At 73.8% G+C, this 19,498-nt stretch carries 13 protein-coding genes; 6 read left to right on the top strand and 7 right to left on the bottom strand.

Features of this window, described 5'->3' with window-relative positions:
- Window positions 1-4: 4 nt before the first annotated feature.
- The 3 genes from ACFWJW_RS24455 to ACFWJW_RS24445 all read right to left on the bottom strand — a co-directional run bounded on the left by ACFWJW_RS24455 (window position 5) and on the right by ACFWJW_RS24445 (window position 7,101).
- Window positions 5-1,465, bottom strand: a complete 1,461-nt coding sequence (locus ACFWJW_RS24455) for a glutamate synthase subunit beta (RefSeq protein WP_387245198.1) — start codon at window positions 1,463-1,465, stop codon at window positions 5-7.
- On the bottom strand, window positions 1,458-6,080 hold the full coding sequence (gene gltB, locus ACFWJW_RS24450) for a glutamate synthase large subunit (RefSeq protein ID WP_387245195.1): 4,623 nt from the start codon (window positions 6,078-6,080) through the stop codon (window positions 1,458-1,460). The genes ACFWJW_RS24455 and gltB overlap by 8 nt, the downstream gene beginning before the upstream one ends.
- Before the next feature lie 289 nt (window positions 6,081-6,369).
- Entirely contained in the window at window positions 6,370-7,101 is a 732-nt protein-coding gene (locus ACFWJW_RS24445) for a VIT1/CCC1 transporter family protein (protein ID WP_387245325.1), read from the bottom strand.
- Between the two features lie 360 nt (window positions 7,102-7,461).
- Between ACFWJW_RS24445 and ACFWJW_RS24440 the strand changes: the two genes are divergently transcribed.
- Genes ACFWJW_RS24440 through ACFWJW_RS24415 form a run of 6 tightly spaced genes read left to right on the top strand, consistent with a single transcriptional unit; the run spans window position 7,462 to window position 14,863 of the window.
- Window positions 7,462-8,568, top strand: a complete 1,107-nt coding sequence (locus tag ACFWJW_RS24440; protein WP_387245192.1) for an ADP-ribosylglycohydrolase family protein — start codon at window positions 7,462-7,464, stop codon at window positions 8,566-8,568.
- A complete protein-coding gene (locus ACFWJW_RS24435; RefSeq protein WP_387245189.1) occupies window positions 8,565-9,857 on the top strand; it encodes an ADP-ribosylglycohydrolase family protein in 1,293 nt (430 codons plus the stop codon). The genes ACFWJW_RS24440 and ACFWJW_RS24435 overlap by 4 nt, the downstream gene beginning before the upstream one ends.
- On the top strand, window positions 9,854-11,158 hold the full coding sequence (locus ACFWJW_RS24430; protein ID WP_387245186.1) for an ADP-ribosylglycohydrolase family protein: 1,305 nt from the start codon (window positions 9,854-9,856) through the stop codon (window positions 11,156-11,158). The genes ACFWJW_RS24435 and ACFWJW_RS24430 overlap by 4 nt, the downstream gene beginning before the upstream one ends.
- Window positions 11,155-12,615, top strand: a complete 1,461-nt coding sequence (locus ACFWJW_RS24425) for an ADP-ribosylglycohydrolase family protein (RefSeq protein ID WP_387245183.1) — start codon at window positions 11,155-11,157, stop codon at window positions 12,613-12,615. The genes ACFWJW_RS24430 and ACFWJW_RS24425 overlap by 4 nt, the downstream gene beginning before the upstream one ends.
- Entirely contained in the window at window positions 12,612-13,850 is a 1,239-nt protein-coding gene (locus ACFWJW_RS24420; RefSeq protein ID WP_387245180.1) for a CaiB/BaiF CoA transferase family protein, read from the top strand. The genes ACFWJW_RS24425 and ACFWJW_RS24420 overlap by 4 nt, the downstream gene beginning before the upstream one ends.
- A complete protein-coding gene (locus ACFWJW_RS24415; protein WP_387245177.1) occupies window positions 13,847-14,863 on the top strand; it encodes an HpcH/HpaI aldolase/citrate lyase family protein in 1,017 nt (338 codons plus the stop codon). Before ACFWJW_RS24420 ends, ACFWJW_RS24415 begins: the two co-directional genes overlap by 4 nt.
- 85 nt (window positions 14,864-14,948) lie before the next feature.
- Here the strand turns inward: ACFWJW_RS24415 and lgt are convergent, their stop codons facing one another.
- From lgt to trpB, 4 genes are all read right to left on the bottom strand, one after another.
- Complete coding sequence (gene lgt, locus ACFWJW_RS24410; protein ID WP_387245174.1) at window positions 14,949-16,007, bottom strand: prolipoprotein diacylglyceryl transferase; 1,059 nt, start codon at window positions 16,005-16,007, stop codon at window positions 14,949-14,951.
- Window positions 16,008-16,126: 119 nt separating this feature from the next.
- Window positions 16,127-17,020 (bottom strand): DsbA family protein, encoded by an 894-nt coding sequence (locus ACFWJW_RS24405; RefSeq protein ID WP_387245171.1) that lies wholly within the window; start codon window positions 17,018-17,020, stop codon window positions 16,127-16,129.
- A gap of 115 nt (window positions 17,021-17,135) precedes the next feature.
- Window positions 17,136-17,954 carry a tryptophan synthase subunit alpha gene (gene trpA / locus ACFWJW_RS24400; protein WP_387245168.1) on the bottom strand — a complete coding sequence of 273 codons (819 nt, stop codon included), beginning with the start codon at window positions 17,952-17,954 and terminating at the stop codon, window positions 17,136-17,138.
- Window positions 17,951-19,237: a tryptophan synthase subunit beta gene (gene trpB, locus ACFWJW_RS24395; protein ID WP_387245165.1), complete on the bottom strand. Its 1,287-nt coding sequence runs from the start codon at window positions 19,235-19,237 to the stop codon at window positions 17,951-17,953. The genes trpA and trpB overlap by 4 nt, the downstream gene beginning before the upstream one ends.
- Window positions 19,238-19,498 lie beyond the last annotated feature (261 nt).

The raw sequence follows: 19,498 nt of genomic DNA, 5'->3' as shown, positions 1-19,498 counted from the left end.
TCGGTCACACGGTGAGTGCCCGGTCCGTCGGCTTGATGGGAGCCGGCAGGGCGCTGGCTCCGGTCAGGAAGCGGTCCACGCCCTTGGCCGCGGAACGGCCCTCGGCGATGGCCCACACGATCAGGGACTGGCCGCGGCCCGCGTCACCGGCGACGAACACACCGGGGACGTTGGTGGCGAAGTCACCGTCACGGGCGACGTTGCCGCGCTGGTCGAGCTCCAGGCCGAACTGCTCGACCAGGCCGTTCTCCTGGTCGGTGCCGGTGAAGCCCATCGCGAGGGTGACCAGCTGGGCCGGGATCTTCCGCTCGGTGCCCGGCTTCGGGACCGGCCGGCCGTCCTTGAACTCCACCTCGGTCAGGTGCAGGTACTGGACGTTGCCGTCCTCGTCGCCCTCGAAGTGGGTGGTGGAGACGGAGTAGACCCGCTCGCCGCCCTCCTCGTGCGCGGAGGTGACCTTGTAGAGCATCGGGAAGGTCGGCCAGGGCTGGTTGGCGTTCCGCTCCTCGCCCGGCTGCGGCATGATCTCCAGCTGGGTCACGGAGGCCGCGCCCTGGCGGTGGGCGGTGCCGACGCAGTCCGCGCCGGTGTCGCCGCCGCCGATGACGACGACGTGCTTGCCCTCGGCGGTGATCGGGGCGACGGTCAGGTCGCCCTCCTGCACCTTGTTGGCGAGCGGCAGGTACTCCATCGCGAAGTGGATGCCGTTCAGCTCACGGCCGGGCACCGGCAGATCGCGGGAGGTGGTGGAGCCCGCGGCGATGACGACGGCGTCGTAGCGCTTGCGCAGCTTCTTCGCGTCGAGGTCGCGGCCGATCTCCACCTCCGTACGGAACTTGGTGCCCTCCGCGCGCATCTGCTCGATGCGGCGGTTGATGTGGCGCTTCTCCATCTTGAACTCGGGGATGCCGTAGCGGAGAAGACCGCCGATACGGTCCGCGCGCTCGTAGACGGCGACGGTGTGGCCGGCCCGGGTCAGCTGCTGGGCGGCGGCCAGTCCGGCCGGTCCGGAGCCGATGACGGCGACGGTCTTGCCGGAGAGGCGCTCGGGCGGCTGCGGGGTGACGTCGCCGTTGTCCCACGCCTTGTCGATGATGGAGACCTCGACGTTCTTGATGGTCACCGGCGGCTGGTTGATGCCCAGCACACAGGCGGCCTCACAGGGCGCGGGGCAGAGGCGGCCGGTGAACTCCGGGAAGTTGTTGGTCGCGTGCAGCCGCTCGCTGGCCTCGGTCCAGTCCTCGCGGTAGGCGTAGTCGTTCCACTCGGGGATGAGGTTTCCGAGCGGGCAGCCGTTGTGGCAGAACGGGATACCGCAGTCCATGCAGCGCGACGCCTGCTTGCTGATGATCGGCAGCAGGGAGCCGGGCTGGTAGACCTCGTTCCAGTCCTTGACGCGCTCCTCGACGGGGCGGGTCTTGGCGAGTTCGCGCTCGTGGGTCAGGAAGCCCTTGGGGTCAGCCATTGGTCGCCGCCTCCATCATCTTCTCGTGGGTCTCGGACTCGGAGAGTCCGGCCTGCTCAGCGGCGTCCTTGGCGGCGAGCACTGCCTTGTAAATGGGCGGGATGACCTTGCTGAAGCGCGCGGCCGCGGCATCCCAGTCGGCGAGGAGCTTTTCGGCGACGGTGGAGCCGGTCTCCTCCTGGTGGCGGCGCACGACGTCGTGCAGCCACTGCTTGTCGGCGTCGTCGAGCGCGTGCACCGCGTCGACGAGCTCCTTGTTGACGTTGGCCTTGTCGAGGTCGATGACGTAGGCGAAGCCGCCGGACATACCGGCCGCGAAGTTGCGGCCCGTCTCGCCCAGCACGACCGCGTTGCCGCCGGTCATGTACTCACAGCCGTGGTCGCCGACGCCCTCGGAGACCACCGTGGCACCGGAGTTGCGGACGCAGAAGCGCTCGCCGACCCGGCCGCGCAGGTACAGCTCGCCGCCGGTGGCGCCGTAGGCGAGGGTGTTGCCCGCGATGGTGGAGTACTCGGCGAGGTGGTCGGCGCCGCGGTCCGGGCGGACGATGACCCGGCCGCCGGAGAGGCCCTTGCCGACGTAGTCGTTGGCGTCGCCCTCCAGGCGCAGCGTGATGCCGCGCGGCAGGAACGCGCCGAAGGACTGGCCGGCCGAGCCGGTGAAGGTGATGTCGATGGTGTCGTCGGGCAGACCGGCGCCACCGAACTTCTTGGTGACCTCGTGGCCGAGCATGGTGCCGACGGTCCGGTTGATGTTCCGGATCGCGACCTGCGCCCGCACCGGCTGGGCGGCCTCGGCGGTGTCCGCGGACAGGGCGTCGGCGGCGAGCTTGATCAGCTCGTTGTCGAGCGCCTTCTCCAGGCCGTGGTCCTGCTCGATGACCTGGTGGCGGACGGCGCCCTCGGCCAGCTCGGGCACGTGCAGCAGCGGGGCCAGGTCCAGGCCCTGCGCCTTCCAGTGGTCCACCGCGCGGGAGGTGTTCAGCAGCTCGGCGTGGCCGATGGCCTCGTCCAGGCTGCGGAAGCCCAGCTCGGCGAGGAGCTCGCGGACCTCTTCGGCGATGAACTGGAAGAAGTTGACGACGTACTCGGCCTTGCCGCTGAACCGCTCGCGCAGCGTCGGGTTCTGGGTGGCGATGCCGACCGGGCAGGTGTCCAGGTGGCAGACGCGCATCATGACGCAGCCGGAGACGACCAGCGGGGCGGTCGCGAAGCCGTACTCCTCGGCACCCAGCAGGGCGGCGATGACGACATCGCGGCCGGTCTTGAGCTGACCGTCGGTCTGCACCACGATCCGGTCGCGCAGGCCGTTGAGCAGCAGCGTCTGCTGGGTCTCGGCCAGGCCCAGCTCCCAGGGGCCGCCCGCGTGCTTGAGCGAGGTGAGCGGGGAGGCACCCGTACCGCCGTCGTGGCCGGAGATCAGGACCACGTCCGCGTGCGCCTTGGAGACACCCGCGGCGACCGTGCCGACGCCGACCTCGGAGACCAGCTTCACGTGGATGCGGGCCTGCGGGTTGGCGTTCTTGAGGTCGTGGATCAGCTGAGCCAGGTCCTCGATGGAGTAGATGTCGTGGTGCGGCGGCGGCGAGATCAGGCCGACGCCCGGGGTGGAGTGCCGGGTCTTGGCGACCCACGGGTAGACCTTGTGGCCGGGCAGCTGGCCGCCCTCACCGGGCTTGGCGCCCTGGGCCATCTTGATCTGGATGTCGTCGGAGTTGACCAGGTACTCGGACGTCACACCGAAGCGGCCGGAGGCGACCTGCTTGATGGACGAGCGGCGCGCCGGGTCGTAGAGCCGCTCGGGGTCCTCGCCGCCCTCACCGGTGTTGGACTTGCCGCCCAGCTGGTTCATGGCGATGGCGAGGGTCTCGTGCGCCTCCTGGGAGATGGAGCCGTACGACATGGCGCCGGTGGAGAAGCGCTTGACGATCTCCGACGCCGGCTCGACCTCCTCGATCGGGATCGAGGGGCGGTCGGAGGCGAAGGAGAACAGGCCGCGCAGCGTCATCAGCCGCTCGGACTGCTCGTTCACCCGGTCGGTGTACTGCTTGAAGATGTCGTAGCGGCGCGAGCGGGTGGAGTGCTGGAGCCGGAAGACGGTGTCCGGGTCAAAGAGGTGCGGCTCGCCCTCGCGGCGCCACTGGTACTCGCCGCCGATCTCCAGCGCACGGTGCGTGGCGGCGATGCCGGAGGCCGGGTACGCCTTGGCGTGCCGGGCCGCGACCTCCTTGGCGATCACGTCCAGGCCGGCGCCGCCGATCTTGGTGGCGGTGCCGTGGAAGTACTTCTCGACGAACTCCTCGTCCAGGCCGACGGCCTCGAAGACCTGCGCGCCCCGGTAGGAGGCGACGGTCGAGATGCCCATCTTGGACATGACCTTCAGGACGCCCTTGCCGAGCGCCTTGATCAGGTTCTTGATGGCGGTCTCGGCCTCGACACCCGGCAGGAAGGTGCCGGCGCGGACCAGGTCCTCGACCGACTCCATGGCCAGGTAGGGGTTGACGGCCGCGGCACCGAAGCCGATGAGCAGCGCGACGTGGTGCACCTCGCGCACATCGCCGGCCTCGACGAGCAGACCGACCTGGGTGCGCTCCTTGGTGCCGATGAGGTGGTGGTGGACCGCGGCGGTGAGCAGCAGCGACGGGATCGGCGCGTGCTCGGCGTCGGAGTGCCGGTCGGAGAGCACGATCAGCCGGGCGCCGTCGTCGATGGCGGCGTCGGCCTCGGCGCAGATCTCCTCGATCCGGGCGGCCAGCGACTCGCCGCCGCCGGAGACCCGGTAGAGGCCGGAGAGGGTCACGGCCTTCATGCCGGGCATGTCGCCGTCGGCGTTGATGTGCACGAGCTTGGCCAGCTCGTCGTTGTCGATGACCGGGAAGGGCAGGGTCACGCTGCGGCAGGAGGCCGCGGTCGGCTCCAGGAGGTTGCCCTGGGGGCCGAGCGAGGAGATCAGCGAGGTGACCAGCTCCTCGCGGATGGCGTCCAGCGGCGGGTTGGTGACCTGCGCGAAGAGCTGGGTGAAGTAGTCGAAGAGCAGCCGGGGGCGCTCGGAGAGCGCGGCGATCGGCGAGTCGGTGCCCATCGAGCCGATCGGCTCGGCGCCGGCCTTGGCCATCGGTGCGAGGATGACGCGCAGCTCTTCCTCGGTGTAGCCGAAGGTCTGCTGGCGGCGGGTGACCGAGGCGTGGGTGTGCACGATGTGCTCACGCTCGGGCAGGTCCGCGAGCTCGATCAGACCGGATTCCAGCCACTCCTGGTAGGGCTGCTCGGCGGCGAGCTGGGCCTTGATCTCGTCGTCCTCGATGATGCGGCCCTCGACGGTGTCCACGAGGAACATCCGGCCGGGCTGGAGGCGGCCCTTGCGGACGACCTTCGCCGGGTCGATGTCCAGGACGCCGACCTCGGAGGAGAGCACGACCAGGCCGTCGTCGGTGACCCAGTAGCGGCCGGGGCGCAGACCGTTGCGGTCGAGGACCGCGCCGACCTGGGTGCCGTCGGTGAAGGTGACACAGGCCGGGCCGTCCCAGGGCTCCATCATCGTGGAGTGGTACTGGTAGAAGGCGCGCCGGGCCGGGTCCATGGAGGGGGAGTTCTCCCACGCCTCGGGGACCATCATCAGCACGGAGTGCGGCAGCGAGCGGCCGCCGAGGTGGAGCAGCTCCAGGACCTCGTCGAAGGAGGCGGAGTCGGAGGCGTCCGGGGTGCAGACCGGGAACAGCCGCGCGAGGTTCTCGGCGTCCTCGCCGTTCTCCGCGCCGAACAGCTTGGTGGCGAGCTGGGACTCACGGGCGCGCATCCAGTTGCGGTTGCCCTTGACCGTGTTGATCTCGCCGTTGTGCGCGACGAAGCGGTACGGGTGGGCCAGCGGCCAGCTCGGGAAGGTGTTGGTGGAGAACCGCGAGTGGACCAGCGCGATGGCGGTGGCGAAGCGGCGGTCGGACAGGTCCGGGAAGAAGGGCTCCAGCTGGCCGGTGGTCAGCATGCCCTTGTAGACGATCGTCCGGGCGGACAGCGAGGGGAAGTAGACCCCGGCCTCCCGCTCGGCGCGCTTGCGCAGGGCGAACGCCTTGCGGTCCAGCGCCAGGCCGGTGTTCACCCCGTCGCTGACGAAGATCTGGGAGAAGGCCGGCATGGTGGCGCGGGCGCCGTTGCCGAGCAGCTGCGGGGCCACCGGGACCACGCGCCAGCCGATGACGTCCAGGCCCTCTTCGCCGGCGATCGTCTCGATGCGTGAGACGGCCTCGGCCGCTTCCTGGGCGTCGGACGGGAGGAAGGCGATACCGACGGCGTAGGCGCCGGCCTCGGGGAGCTCGAAGGTGACGTTCTCGCGAAGGAACGCGTCCGGCACCTGGAGCAGGATGCCGGCGCCGTCGCCCGAGTCGGGCTCCGAGCCGGTGGCACCGCGGTGCTCCAGATTCGTCAGGACGGTGAGCGCCTGCTCGACCAGTGCGTGGCTGGCCTCGCCGGTGAGGGTGGCCACAAAGCCGACGCCACAGGCGTCGTGCTCGTTGCGGGGGTCGTACATCCCCTGCTGGGCGGGGCGGCCGTCCATGGGCGACCAGGCTGCGGCGTCGCTGCTGCTGGTGGTCGCGGAGTGCGTGGACGCGAAACGCATCGGCTCTCCCAACGTCGTCGTGGCATAGGCATTGCCGAGGGACGACGTTGGCCCTCCGCGAAATTTCGTGCAGGTTACAGGATGGCTCCCTTCTCGAAAAGCGAAAAGGGGCTTCCAACATGCGGACACCGCACCTGCGGTGAGTCAGTACGCGGACGGAAACGGGGCCGTCCCACAAGGCGGCGTTCGGCGAGCGACATTGCCCGCGACGCCTGGGCCTTATGCCCGGCCGTCATCACACCGAAACCGCTGGGTAACGCTGTAATTATGCAGTCACCCGTATGACACGTCACCCTACGACGGTTCCGAACAATGCTCCCAGGACGTACGTCACACCCGCGGCGGCGCCGCCGAGGGCCAGTTGGCGCAGCCCGCTGAACCACCAGGAACGTGCCGTCACGCGCGCCACGACCGCCCCGCAGGCAAACAGTCCGACCAGCGCGAGCAGCACCGCGGGCCAGATGGCGGACGCCCCCAACAGGTAAGGAAGGACAGGCAACAGCGCGCCCAACGCAAACGATCCGAAGGAGGAAATCGCGGCGACGGCGGGCGAAGGAAGGTCGGACGGGTCGATGCCCAACTCCTCGCGGGCATGGATCTCCAGGGCCTGCTCCGGGTCCCTGGAGAGCTGTTCGGCGACCTGCCGGGCGAGCGCCGGCTCGACCCCGCGCGAGGCGTAGAGGGCCGCCAGCTCCTCCAGTTCGTCCTTCGGGTGCTTGCGCAGCTCGGCGCGCTCGACATCCAGCTCGGCCTGCACCAGCTCGCGCTGCGAGGCGACCGAGGTGTACTCCCCCGCCGCCATCGAGAAGGCGCCGGCCGCCAGGCCCGCGAGGCCGGTGATGATGATCGCCTGCTGCGACAGCGCACCGCCGGCGGCGCCCGTCATCAGCGCGACGTTCGAGACCAGCCCGTCCATCGCGCCGAAGACGGCGGGGCGCAGCCAGCCGCCGTTCACATCGCGGTGGGTGTGGTTGTCACGGTGGGCCACATGCGTCGGCGCCGCCGCATCCATGATCTCCATGACGGACATATCGGTACCTACTCCCTGCGTGCGAGGTGTGGGCCGATGGCGGCACTTCCCCCTCCAACGCTTCGAAGTTATGCGGCCCTTGGCCTCCGCCGCTAGCAAGGAAGGCCGAACTTACCGCGCTGACCTGCGGTTTTTCCGCGAGGTCGGCGATGAGATCCGGGTCACACCCCCGTACGCGGCCGACCGGACGCACCGCTCCGGGGCCGTCCGGGGCGGTCGACCGGGTGACCCTGCCGCCCGGGACAGGAGAGCCGGGCCGCCGCGTGGCACGGATACAGCGCAGCGGTCCGCAGCCGGGCGGCGCCCCGCGGTCCCGGCGGCGGCCGGCCCGTACGACAGAACGGCACGCACATGAGCGCAGCGCAGCCTCCGCCCGCGGAACCGGCCCGGCCCGGCGCGGGCGACGCCGTCCGCGACCGGGCCCGCGGCGCGCTGCTCGGACTCGCCGTCGGTGATGCGCTCGGGGCCCCCGCGGAGAACATGAAGCCCTCGCAGATCCGCCGCCGCTGGGGCCGGATCGAGGGGTATGTCGAGGACGACCCGGCCGGCACCGACGACACCGAGTACGCGATCTTCTCCGGGCTGCTGCTGGCCGCGCACGGCTCGGCGCTGACCGTCGCCCAGGTCGAGGCCGCCTGGCACCAGTGGATCGCCGACCGTGACGAGGGGCCGTTCCGCGGTGCGGGCTTCAGTGAGCGCGGCACCCTGGAGAACCTGCGCCGGGGCCTGGCCGCGCCCATCTCCGCCCAGCACCGGCACGCCTGGAGCGACGGGCTGGCGATGCGCGCCGCGCCGTTCGGGGTGTTCGCCGCCGGGCGGCCCGCCGAGGCCGCCCGGCTGGTGGCCATCGACGGCACGGTCAGCCACGACGGCGAGGGGATCTACGGCGGCCGGGCGGTGGCCGCCGGCGTCGCCACCGCCATGGTCGCCTCCGCCACCGACGCGGTGATCGCCGCCGCGCTGTCCGTCGTGCCGGAGGACTCCTGGACCGCCCGCTCGCTGCGCCGCGCGGTCGGGGCCGCCCAGCGCTCCCGGCACACCCCGGGCATCACCCAGCTCGGCACCGAGCGCGCGGTGCGCTCCGCCGTCGTGATCGGCGGCTACCCCTGGACGGATCTGGCGCCGGAGGCCGTCGGCCTGGCCTTCGGCGCGTTCGAGGCGGCCCGCGGCGACTTCTCCGCCTCGGTGCTGACCGCGGTCAACATGGGGCGGGACGCCGACACCACGGCGGCCGTCGCCGGTGCGCTGGCCGGTGCGCTGTGCGGCGCCGCCGCGATCCCCGAGGCGTGGGCCGCCGCCATCGGCCCGGCGCGCGGCAGCTGTCTGCCGTCGATGGCGGGCTATCACGTGCTGGACATCGCGGAGCTGCTGACCGCGCAGGGGGCGGGCCCGGGGGCGGGAGCCGCCGCGGGGCCCGTCGCCGGGGCGGGCGTCGAGGCCGTGGCGGGGGCCGGATGAACGGCCGGGAAGCGGTGCGGAACGCCGCCGGCCCCGGCGACCCGGCCGGGGCGCGCAGCCGTATCGAGGGGCTGCTGCTCGGGGTGGCCTCGGGGGACGCCGCGGGGTGGCCGGCGGCCCGGCACCGGGCGGCGCGGATGCCGGAGTGGACCCGGCGGCTGACCCGGGAGCTGGACACCTTCGCCGAGCAGAACGCGACCACCACGCTGCCGGTGCCGATCGCCCTCAACCAGCCGCCCGAACCGCTGCGGCTGGGCCCCTCCGACGACGCCGAGTGGGCCGCCTTCACCGCCGAATCGGTGCTCACCGCGGCCGGTGCGCCGCTCAGCGACCTGGGCCGGGACCGCCGGATGCGGGCCGCCGTCGATCTCGCCTGGAACGCGCTGGCCAACGAGGTCGCCGCGGCCGCCGACCGGGCGCCCGAGGTCGAGTCCGCCGTGCTGCCGCTGCGCGCCCGGATCTCCGTACGGGCCGGGCTCGGCAACCTCGCCGCCGGGCTGCGGCCGCCCGCCACCGGCCACGACAACCCGCACTACTTCGACGACGCGGCCTGCGTACGCGCGGCCGTGCTGGCCGTGGTGCACCCCGGCGAGCCGTCCGCCGCCGCCGAGCTGGCCGAGTACGACGCCCGCTATACCCAGGACGGCGACGGGGTGCACGGCGCGCGGGCGATGGCCGCCGCGGTCGCCGCCGCGCTCGGCGGCACGCCGGCGAGCGGCTGTGTGGACGCGGCGCTGGACCAGCTCCCCGACGGCACCGAGATCCGCCGCAACGCCCTGCACGCGGTCCGGCTCGCCCGGTCCTTCGCCACCGACGGTCCCGGCCCGCCCGGCCGCCCCGGCACCGCCTTCGCCCTGGTGCCCGTGCTGGAGCACGAGATCGTCGACCACGTCTACAGCTACGGCATCGCCGCGGCGGAGACCGTCCCGGTGGCGCTGGCGCTGGCCCTCGCGACGGACGGGCGGGTCGCCGAGGCGGTACCGGCCGCCGCCTGTCTGTCCCGGGTCGCCGACTCCGCACCGGCCCTCGCCGGGGCGCTGACCGGAGCGCTCGGCGGCGCGCACGCGCTGCCCCGCACCTGGCGCGACGCCTGCCGGGTGCTGTCCGGCTGTGCGCTGCCCCGGCTGGCCGGCACGGACCTGGTCGAGCTGGCCGGGCTGCTCGCCCGTACGGAGCTGACCGCGCCCGAAGCCGCCGCGGCACCCCCGCCGGCCCGTCCGGAAGCCGTCTCCGGGGCCCTTCTGGCTCCCGCCCCCTCCCCCACCGTGGAAGGACTCACCCGCACATGACGTACGCAAGCGAGCAGACACCGGCCGCGGCGCCCGCTGCCGATCCGCAGGCCACCCGGATCCTGCCGGTCACCCCCGTCACCGTGGTCGCCAAGCCGTCGCCCGTGAACCCGGTGCCCCCCGTCGCACCCGTCCCGCCGTCCCTGGAGGACCGGGCGACCGGGGCGCTGGTCGGCGCCGCCGTCGGCGATGCGCTCGGCGGGCCGGTGGAGGGCCGGACACCGGAGGAGATCGTGCGGCGGCACGGCGGCCGGGTCGAGGGCATCGTCGGCCCGTTCCACGACGACTGGCGCACCGCCCGCCCGCTCGCGCCGTACCACAAGGGCGACGGGCACGTCACCGACGACACCCTGATGACCCATGCGCTGGTGCGGGTCTACGAGGCGGTGCGCGACCACCTCGACGCCTATGACATCGCCGACCACCTGGTACCGGATCTGATCGGCACCCCGCGCTGGATCCCGGAACTGGAGGCCGAGGCGCTGCCGGTGCAGCGGATCTTCCTCGCCGAGAAGTGGATCGTGGCGCGGCTGCACTACGGGCACGCGGACCCGCGCGAGGCGGGCGTCGGGAACATCGTCAACTGTGGTGCGGCGATGTACATGGCGCCGGTCGGCATCGTCAACGCCGGCAATCCGGACCGGGCCTACGCCGAGGCGCTGGACATCGCCGGGGCCCATCAGTCCTCGTACGGGCGGGAGGCGGCGGGGGTGTTCGCCGCGGCGGTGGCCGCCGCGTTCATCCCGGACGCGACCCCGTCCTCGGTCGTCGTCCAGGCGCTGCGGCTCGCCAAGGACGGCACCCGGGCCGCGATCGAGGCGGTCTGTGAGGCGGCGTCCTCGGTCACCGACCCCGCCTCGGCACCGGCGCCGCTGCGCGCGGCGGTCGCCCCCTTCGACACGGTCGGCCCGGACTACCGCAACCCGTCGCTCGGTGCCCGGCGGCCCTCCCGGCTGCACGCCATCGAGGAACTCCCCATCGCCCTGGGCATGTTGCTGATCGGCGGCGGCGACTTCCGGTCCACGGTCCTCGGCTCGGTCAACTACGGACGTGACTGCGACTCGATCGCCACCATGAGCGGCGCGCTGGTCGGGGCGCTGCGCGGCGCGGAGGCGGTGCCGTCCGAGTGGAGCGCGGAGGTCGCCCGCGCCAGCCGCCTCGATCTGGAAGCGCCCGGCGCCGCGCTGGCCGCCGTCGCGCGCGAGGTCTTCACCCGCGACCGGGCCCGCGCCCGCACCCATGAGCAGGCGTTCACCGCGATCTCGGCGATCCCGGCGATGACGGAGGCGGTCGGACCGTGACGGCCACGGCGGCGGCGCCCGCCCGGCCCGCGGATGCGGCGCCGCTCCGGGTGACCTGGGTGCAGCCCGAGGACCTGATCGGGCACGAGCTGCGCCAGGCGGCGGAGGACGGCCGGGACGCCGCCGCGCTCGCGCGGCGGTGGCGGGCGGCGGGCGGAACGACGGCGCCGGGCCGGGCGGGCGCCTCCCCCGGCCCGGCCGGTCCGGCCCTGCGGGCGCTGGCCGGCGCGCTGCTCGACGAACTGGCCCTGCTGCCCTGCCCGTCGGCGGCCGACGAGCCCACCGAGCTGACGGTGATCCAGCGGGAGTGGGCACCGTGGCCCGGGGACGGGGGGCCACGGCCGGGCGGCGGTGTGCCGGCCGCCCGGCTGGAGGCCGCCTGGCTCGGGCGGGCGGCCGGCTGTCTGCTCGGCAAACCGGTCGAGAAGCTGCCGCTCGACGGGATCCGGGCGCTCGCCCGCTCGACCGGGAACTGGCCGCTGACCGGGTACTTCACCGAGACCGGACTCGACCCGGCGGTGGCCGCCCGGCACCCGTGGAACCGCCGCAGCCGCGCCACCTCGCTCGCCGGGAACATCGACGGCATGCCCGAGGACGACGACCTCAACTACCCGCTCCTCGGGCTGCTGCTCCTCGAACGCCACGGCCCCGGCTTCAGCACGGCCGACGTGGCGCGGCTGTGGCTGGACGAACTGCCGGCCGGCCGGACCTTCACCGCCGAGCGGGTGGCGTACCGCAATCTCCTGGACGGCATCGAGCCGCCGCACACCGCGCGCCACCGCAACCCGTTCCGGGAGTGGATCGGCGCGCAGATCCGCGCCGACGTCCACGGCTGGACCCACCCCGGCGACCCGGCCGCCGCCGCGGCCCAGACCTGGCGGGACGCCACGCTCAGCCATACCGCGAACGGGGTGTACGCCGCGATGTTCGTGGCCGCCGCGCTCGCCGCGGCGGCCGGCGGCGGCACGGAGGTGCACGGGGCGCTGCGGGCCGGGCTGGCCGTGATCCCCGCGCGCTCCCGGCTCGCGCGGGCCGTCCGCCGCGGTATCGCGCTGGCCCGGGACGAACCCACCGGCACCCCGGCCGGCTTCGCGACCGTCGTCGACCGGCTGCACCACGCCTACGGTCACCACCACTGGGTGCACGCCGTGCCCAACGCGGCGCTGCTGGCCGCCGCGCTCACCCACGCCGACGGCGACTTCAGCGGCTCGATCTGCCGGGCGGTGTCGGGCGGCTGGGACACCGACTCGAACGGCGCCACCGCCGGGTCGCTGGCCGGCCTGCTCGCGGGGGCGCCCGAGGCGCTGCCCGCCCGCTGGACGGCACCGCTGCGCAACCGGCTGGCCACCGGCGTCCGCGGGCTGGACGGCATCGGCTTCGACGCCCTCGCGGCGCGCACCGCCGCGCTGGTCGTACCCGGATCCCCCGCCGACCGAACGAAGGTCCCCGCACCATGACCGACCCCTCCCTGTCCGGGGCGCCCCGGACCACCGCCGACGAGCGCGCCGCCGGCCCGCTCACCGGACTGCGGGTGCTCGATCTCGCCACGCTGTTCGCCGGTCCGCTCGCCGCCACCCTGCTGGGCGACTTCGGCGCCGAGGTGATCAAGATCGAGCATCCGCACCGGCCCGACCCGTCGCGCGGCCACGGGCCCGCCAAGGACGGCATCGGCCTGTGGTGGAAGCTGCTGGGCCGCAACAAGCGGACCATGACGCTCGATCTGTCCCACCCGGGCGGCCGGGACGTGCTGCTGCGGCTCGCCGCCGGGGCGGATGTCGTCGTCGAGAACTTCCGGCCCGGGACCCTGGAGCGCTGGGGCCTGGGCTGGGACGAGCTGGCGGCCGTCAACCCGCGCCTGGTGCTGGCCCGGGTCACCGGCTTCGGGCAGTTCGGCCCGTACGCCCGGCGCCCCGGGTTCGGCACCCTCGCCGAGGCGATGAGCGGTTTCGCCGCGATCACCGGGGAGCCGGACGGGCCGCCGACCCTGCCGCCGTTCGGTCTCGCCGACGCGATCGCCGCGCTGACCACGTCGTACGCCGTGCTGGCCGCGCTGCGCGCGACGGAGGCCACCGGCCGCGGCCAGGTCGTCGATCTGGCGCTGATCGAACCGATCCTGACGGTCCTCGGTCCGCAGCCGCTCTGGTACGACCAGCTCGGCCATGTCCAGCCGCGGACCGGCAACCGCTCGGCGAACGTCGCCCCGCGCAACACCTACCGCACCGCCGACGGCTCCTGGGTGGCGGTCTCCACCTCGGCCGAGTCGGTCGCCGGGCGGGTGATGCGGCTGGTCGGCCGGCCCGAGGTGATCGACGAGCCCTGGTTCGCGACCGGCGAGGGACGGGCCCGGCACGCCGAGGAGCTGGATACCGCGGTCGGTGACTGGATCGCCCGGCACGACCGGGCCGAGGTGCTGGCCGCCTTCGAGAAGGCCGAGGCGGCCGTGGCCCCCATCTACGACATCCGCGAGGTGATGGCGGACCCGCAGTACGCGGCGCTGGGTTCGATCACCGAGGTCCCGGACGACGAGCTCGGCACGGTCCGGATGCAGAACGTCCTCTTCCGGCTCTCCGAGACGCCGGGCGCCATCCGGTGGGCGGGCCGCCCGCACGGCGCGGACACGGACGAGGTGCTGGCCGGGCTCGGGCTGACCGACGCGGAGATCGCCGGGCTGCGCACGGCGGGTGCGCTGTGAGACAGGCGCCGCAGCCACCCCGCCAGACCCCCGCTCCCACCCCGCTGACCTGGCTCTATGTGCCCGGGGACCGCCCGGAGGTGGTCACTAAGGCGCTCGGCTGCGGGGCCGATGTGGTCGTGGTCGACCTGGAGGACGCGGTCGCCCCGGACCGCAAGGACCATGCGCTGCGGGCCACCGCCGAGCTGCTGGGCGACCCGCTGCCGGTGCCGGTCCATGTCCGCGTCAACGCGCTGGACGGCCCGCGCGCCGAGCACGAGATCCGCACCCTGGCCACCCTGCCGGGCCTGGCCGGTCTCCGGCTGCCCAAGGTGCAGGGCCCGGCCGATGTCCTCCGCGCCGCCGGCTGGGCGACGCCGGCCGCGGCGCCGGCACCCGAGCACGTCCCGTACGCCGCCGAAGGCCCGGTACCGCCGGCCGGGCACGCCCACGCGGACCACCTCGCCCCGGTCCGTACGCCCCCGGGCAGCACCGCCACCCTCGCCCCCGCGGCCCCGCCCGCCGCGAGCGCGCTGCCCGCCGCCCCGGCCCTGTACGCGCTGCTCGAATCCGCGCTGGGCATCGAGCACGCCTTCGCCATCGCCACCGCGCATCCGGCGCTGCGCGGGATCGCACTCGGCGAGGCCGATCTGTGCGGGGAGCTGGGGGTGCGGGACGACGCGGGGCTGGCGTGGCCGCGCAGCCGGGCCGTGGTCGCCGCCCGCGCGGCCGGTCTGGCCCCGCCGCCGCAGTCGGTACACCCGGACGTCCACGACCTCGACGGGCTGGCCCGGTCCTGCGCCCGGGGCCGGGCGCTGGGCTTCCTGGGCCGGGCGGCGATCCACCCCCGCCAGCTCCCGGTGATCGAGGCGGCCTACCTCCCCTCGGCGGAGGAGGTCGCGGCGGCCCGGGAGATCGTGCGGGCCGCCACGGCGGAGGGCGGGGCGCTGGCGCTGCCGGACGGCCGGTTCGTGGACGCGGCGGTGGTCGCGGGCGCCCGGCGGGTGCTGGACCTGGCCGGGCGCCGGCGCTGACGGGCGGCCGCCGGGTCCGGACAGCACAGCGCCGGGCGGGCCCGTGTCTCGGGTCCGCCCGGCGCGTACGGCGGCCGGGGCCGCCTCAGGGCTTCTTGGTGCTGCCGCTGCCGGCCGGCTTGGCGTCCGCGGCGGGCTCATCCGCCGGGTCCGCGGACTTCTGGTCGCCGGGCTCGTCCGGCGCGGACTCCTCGGCCGCGTCGGCACCGGACTCCGCCTCGTCGCCGGCCGCGGTCTTCGCCGCCGGCTTCTCGACCGAGACCTTGCCGCCCCCGGCGCCCTCGTCCGGGCCGGCGGTGTCGCCGTCCGCGCCCTCGACGGGCTGCGCACCCGGTTCGACGACCGCTTCCCGGCCGGGGGCCTTCTTCGCGGAGATCACGAAGTAGGCGACGGCCGCGATGAGGACGATCAGCGCGGTCCAGACGTTCAGCCGCAGGCCCAGGATGTGGTGCGCCTCGTCGACCCGCATGTACTCGATCCAGGCGCGGCCCGCGCAGTACGCGGCGACGTACAGGGCGAAGGCCCGCCCGTGGCCGAGCCGGAAGCGCTTGTCGGCCCAGATCACCAGCGCCGCGACGCCGATGCACCACAGGCACTCGTAGAGGAAGGTCGGGTGGTAGGTGCCGCCGACGCGGCCGATGGCCGGGTCGGAGCTGATCTCCAGCGCCCACGGCACATCGGTCGGCTTGCCGTACAGCTCCTGGTTGAACCAGTTGCCCCAGCGGCCGATCGCCTGCCCGAGGGCCAGGCCGGGCGCCAGCGCGTCGGCGTACGCGGGGAGCGGGATGCCGCGCCGGCGGCAGCCGATCCAGGCGCCGACCGCGCCGAGCGCCACCGCGCCCCAGATGCCGAGGCCGCCCTCCCACACCTTGAAGGCGTCGAGCGGGTGGCCGTTCGGGCCGAAGTACGGCTCGTACGTCGTGATGACGTGGTAGAGACGGCCGCCGACCAGCCCGAAGGGGACGGCCCATACGGCGATGTCCGCGACGGTTCCGGAGCGGCCGCCGCGCTGCACCCAGCGCTTGTTGCCGAGCCAGACGCCGACGAAGACGCCGATGATGATGCAGAACGCGTAGCCGCGCAGCGGGATCGGGCCGAGATGTACGACGCCGACCGACGGGCTGGGAATGAATGCGAGGTCCATGGCAGGGACGACGCTACCGCGCCGGGCGGGGTCGGCGGCAACCCGGCCCGGCTACGGCTGCGTAACGACCCCGTCGGCACGCGGTGACGCTGTGTGTCCACGGCGCCGGATGGCCCCGCTTACGGGGTGACGCCCCGGCCCGTCGGCTCCGCCCGGGGTGCGGCGCTCCGTGCGGGGTGCCGGCCCTGGGGCGAGGCGCCGGTGTGCGGTGCGGCGCTCTGCTTCCCGGGCTGCTCGGCCTTGTTGGCGTCCAGCACCATCTTCTTGAGGTCCGCGGGGCTGAGCCGGCCGCCCTTCTCCTTGGCCAGGTCCTTGCCGTTGAGCAGGACGGTCGGGGTGCCGCGGTATCCGGAGGAGGCGAAGGAGTCGGTGGACTTCTGCACGAAGCGGTTGTACGTGCCGTCGTTGACGCACTTGGTGAAAACGGGGGTCACCAACCCCTTGACCTTGCCGGCCAGTTGGAGGAGGTACTGCTTGTCGGCGAACTTGTCCTGCGGCTCGGGCGGCTGGTGGGAGTAGAGGACGTCGTGGTACGCGCGGAACTTCCCGGCGTCCTGCGCGCACAGGGCGGCGTTGGCGGCATTCCGGGACCCCTGGCCGCCGGCGTTGCCGTCGATGATGGTCACGAGGTGGTACTCGCTCTTGAGCCGGCCGGAGTCCTCCAGCTCATGGATGACCGGGCGGAAGGCGGTCTCGAACTGCCGGCAGGCGGGACAGCGGAAGTCCTCCCACACCGTGAGTGTGGCGGGGGCGCCGGGCGCGCCCACCGGGACGGCGGGCCGGGCGCCGCCGCTGGCCTGCTTCGGGACGGCGACCTCGTTGTCATCGGCGGCGTGCTCCTCGGAGGACGACGACGCCCAGACGGCGATGCCGCCGGCCACCGCCAGCACCACCACCACCGCCCCCGCGACGATCGCCTGGCGGCCGCGCCGGGCGCGTGCCTTCTCCCGCTCCCGCTGCTCCTGGAGTCGCTCGCGGGCGGATTTCTTACCCTCATGATTCTTCTGGCTCACGCCCCTGGACAACGAAGCGGAGGGGTGCAGCCGCACCCCTCCGCACCGATGTTCGCCCTATCGGGGGACAGCGGCCGGGCCGGCGTCCCGCCCGGCCCGGGCCGCCGCGCCGCCGTCAGGAGCGCTTGCGCACGCCCTCGGCCAGCTCGCCCGCCAGGCCGCGGACCCCGGCGAGACCGGCCGCCAGGTCGCCGTCCGCCGCCAGCAGCAGCTTGACGAACGCCGAGCCGACGATCACCCCGTCCGCGAACCGGGCCACCTCGGCGGCCTGTTCGGCGTTGGAGACCCCGAGGCCGACGCAGACCGGCAGCCCGGTGGTGGCCTTGGTGCGCCGCACCAGGTCCTGCGCCTGCTCGCCCACCGACTCACGGGTGCCCGTGACGCCCATCAGCGAGGCGGCGTACACGAAGCCCGAGCCGGCCGCGGTGATCTCGGCGAGCCGGGCGTCCTTGCTGCTGGGGGCGACGACGAAGACGGTGGCGAGACCGTGCTTGTCGGCGTGCTCCCGCCAGGTCGCGGACTCCTGGACGGGCAGGTCGGGCAGGATGCAGCCCGCGCCGCCCGCCTCGGCGAGCTCGGCGGTGAAGCGCTCGATGCCGTAGCGGTCGATCGGGTTCCAGTACGTCATCACCAGGACCGGCTTGCCGGTGGCCTGATGGGCCTCGCGCACGGTCCGCATGACGTCGGCGATCTTCACCCCGCCGCGCAGGGCGATGTCGTCGGCGGTCTGGATGACGGGCCCGTCGAGGACCGGGTCGCTGTGCGGCAGCCCGACCTCCACGACGTCCGCGCCGCCGTCGAAGACGGCCTTGGCCGCCTCGATGCCGCCGTCGACGGTCGGGAACCCGGCCGGCAGGTAGGCGATGAGCGCGGACCGGCCCTCGGCCTTCGCGGCGGCGAGGGTGTCACTCAACAGCTTGATGTTCCCGCTCACTTGGCGTCCCCCTCGATCTCCGCGTCCTCGGTGCCGGCGTCCGCCTCGACGGCGGCGTCCGCGTCGTAGAGGCTGAAGTAGCGGGCGGCGGTGTCCATGTCCTTGTCGCCGCGCCCGGACAGATTGACGACGATCAGGCCGTCCTCGCCGAGCTCCCGGCCGGCCTCCAGGGCGCCGGCGAGGGCGTGCGCGCTCTCGATGGCGGGGATGATGCCCTCGGTCCGGGAGAGCAGGCGCAGCGCCTGCATCGCGGCGTCGTCGGTGACGGCGCGGTACTCACCGCGGCCGCTGTCCTTGAGGAAGGCGTGCTCGGGCCCGATGCCCGGGTAGTCCAGACCGGCCGAGATGGAGTACGGCTCGGTGATCTGGCCCTCGTCGTCCTGGAGGACGTAACTCCGCGACCCGTGCAGGATCCCCGGCTCACCGGCGCTCAGCGTGGCGGCGTGCTCGCCGGTCTCGATGCCGTGGCCCGCGGGCTCACAGCCGATCAGCCGCACCCCGGCGTCCGGGATGAAGGCGTGGAAGAGCCCGATGGCGTTGGAGCCGCCGCCGACACAGGCGACCGCGGCGTCCGGCAGCCGGCCGGCGCGCTCCAGGATCTGGCGGCGCGCCTCGACGCCGATGACGCGGTGGAAGTCGCGCACCATCGCGGGGAACGGGTGCGGTCCGGCGACGGTCCCGAACAGGTAGTGGGTGTGGTCGACATTGGCGACCCAGTCGCGGAACGCCTCGTTGATGGCGTCCTTGAGGGTGCGGCTGCCGGACTTCACGGCGATGACCTCGGCACCGAGCATCCGCATCCGGGCGACGTTCAGGGCCTGCCGCTGGGTGTCGATCTCACCCATGTAGATGGTGCATTCGAGGCCGAACAGGGCGCAGGCGGTGGCGGTGGCCACGCCGTGCTGGCCGGCGCCGGTCTCGGCGATGACCCGGGTCTTGCCCATCCGCTTGGTGAGCAGCGCCTGGCCCAGCACGTTGTTGATCTTGTGGGAGCCGGTGTGGTTGAGGTCCTCGCGCTTGAGGAACACCCGGGCCCCGCCGGCGTGTTCGGCGAACCGCGGCACCTCGGTGAGCGCGCTGGGGCGCCCGGTGTAGTTGACCATCAGGTCGTTGAGCTCGGCCGCGAACGCGGGATCCCCCTTGGCCTTGTCGTACTCCGCGGCGACCTCGTCGACCGCGGCGACCAGCGCCTCGGGAATGAACTTGCCGCCGAACGCACCGAAATAGCCTTCGGGGTTCGGCACCCGTCCCTCGGGATCGGGAAGGAAGAAATCGGCGGACATCAGACGCACTCCTCGCCGGGGCAACTGCCCCGGAAGTCCAGTGGTGGCGGGATGGGCATCACGGTATGCGGCGCGCGCGGGGCGGGCGGACCGTTGCCGCAGCGGGGCGGCAACGGGGCGCTCGGGCGGAGGCCGGCCGGCGTCGTGGGACCCGGCGGGGGCGCTCCCCGAACCTGGCCGGGGCGCTCCCCCGCCCCCTCCCCCTCTCCCCCTTCGGGGGAGGGGGCGGGGGGTGGGTTGGGGGGGGGTGGGGGGCGCAGG

Origin of the sequence: Streptomyces sp. NPDC127097 (genome assembly GCF_042724075.1) — a bacterium.
In the GTDB taxonomy this organism is placed as follows: Bacteria; Actinomycetota; Actinomycetes; order Streptomycetales; family Streptomycetaceae; genus Streptomyces.
The sequence above is the reverse complement of the archived record's forward strand: the minus strand, read 5'-3'. Positions and strand labels throughout refer to the sequence as shown.

Bases quoted from the DNA above. Each gene is read 5' to 3' on its own strand.
- ACFWJW_RS24455 (WP_387245198.1), bottom strand. From the start codon at position 1,465: ATGGCTGACCCCAAGGGCTTCCTGACCCACGAGCGCGAACTCGCCAAG.
- gltB (WP_387245195.1), bottom strand. From the start codon at position 6,080: ATGCGTTTCGCGTCCACGCACTCCGCGACCACCAGCAGCAGCGACGCC.
- ACFWJW_RS24445 (WP_387245325.1), bottom strand. From the start codon at position 7,101: ATGGAGATCATGGATGCGGCGGCGCCGACGCATGTGGCCCACCGTGAC.
- ACFWJW_RS24440 (WP_387245192.1), top strand. From the start codon at position 7,462: ATGAGCGCAGCGCAGCCTCCGCCCGCGGAACCGGCCCGGCCCGGCGCG.
- ACFWJW_RS24435 (WP_387245189.1), top strand. From the start codon at position 8,565: ATGAACGGCCGGGAAGCGGTGCGGAACGCCGCCGGCCCCGGCGACCCG.
- ACFWJW_RS24430 (WP_387245186.1), top strand. From the start codon at position 9,854: ATGACGTACGCAAGCGAGCAGACACCGGCCGCGGCGCCCGCTGCCGAT.
- ACFWJW_RS24420 (WP_387245180.1), top strand. From the start codon at position 12,612: ATGACCGACCCCTCCCTGTCCGGGGCGCCCCGGACCACCGCCGACGAG.
- lgt (WP_387245174.1), bottom strand. From the start codon at position 16,007: ATGGACCTCGCATTCATTCCCAGCCCGTCGGTCGGCGTCGTACATCTC.
- trpB (WP_387245165.1), bottom strand. From the start codon at position 19,237: ATGTCCGCCGATTTCTTCCTTCCCGATCCCGAGGGACGGGTGCCGAAC.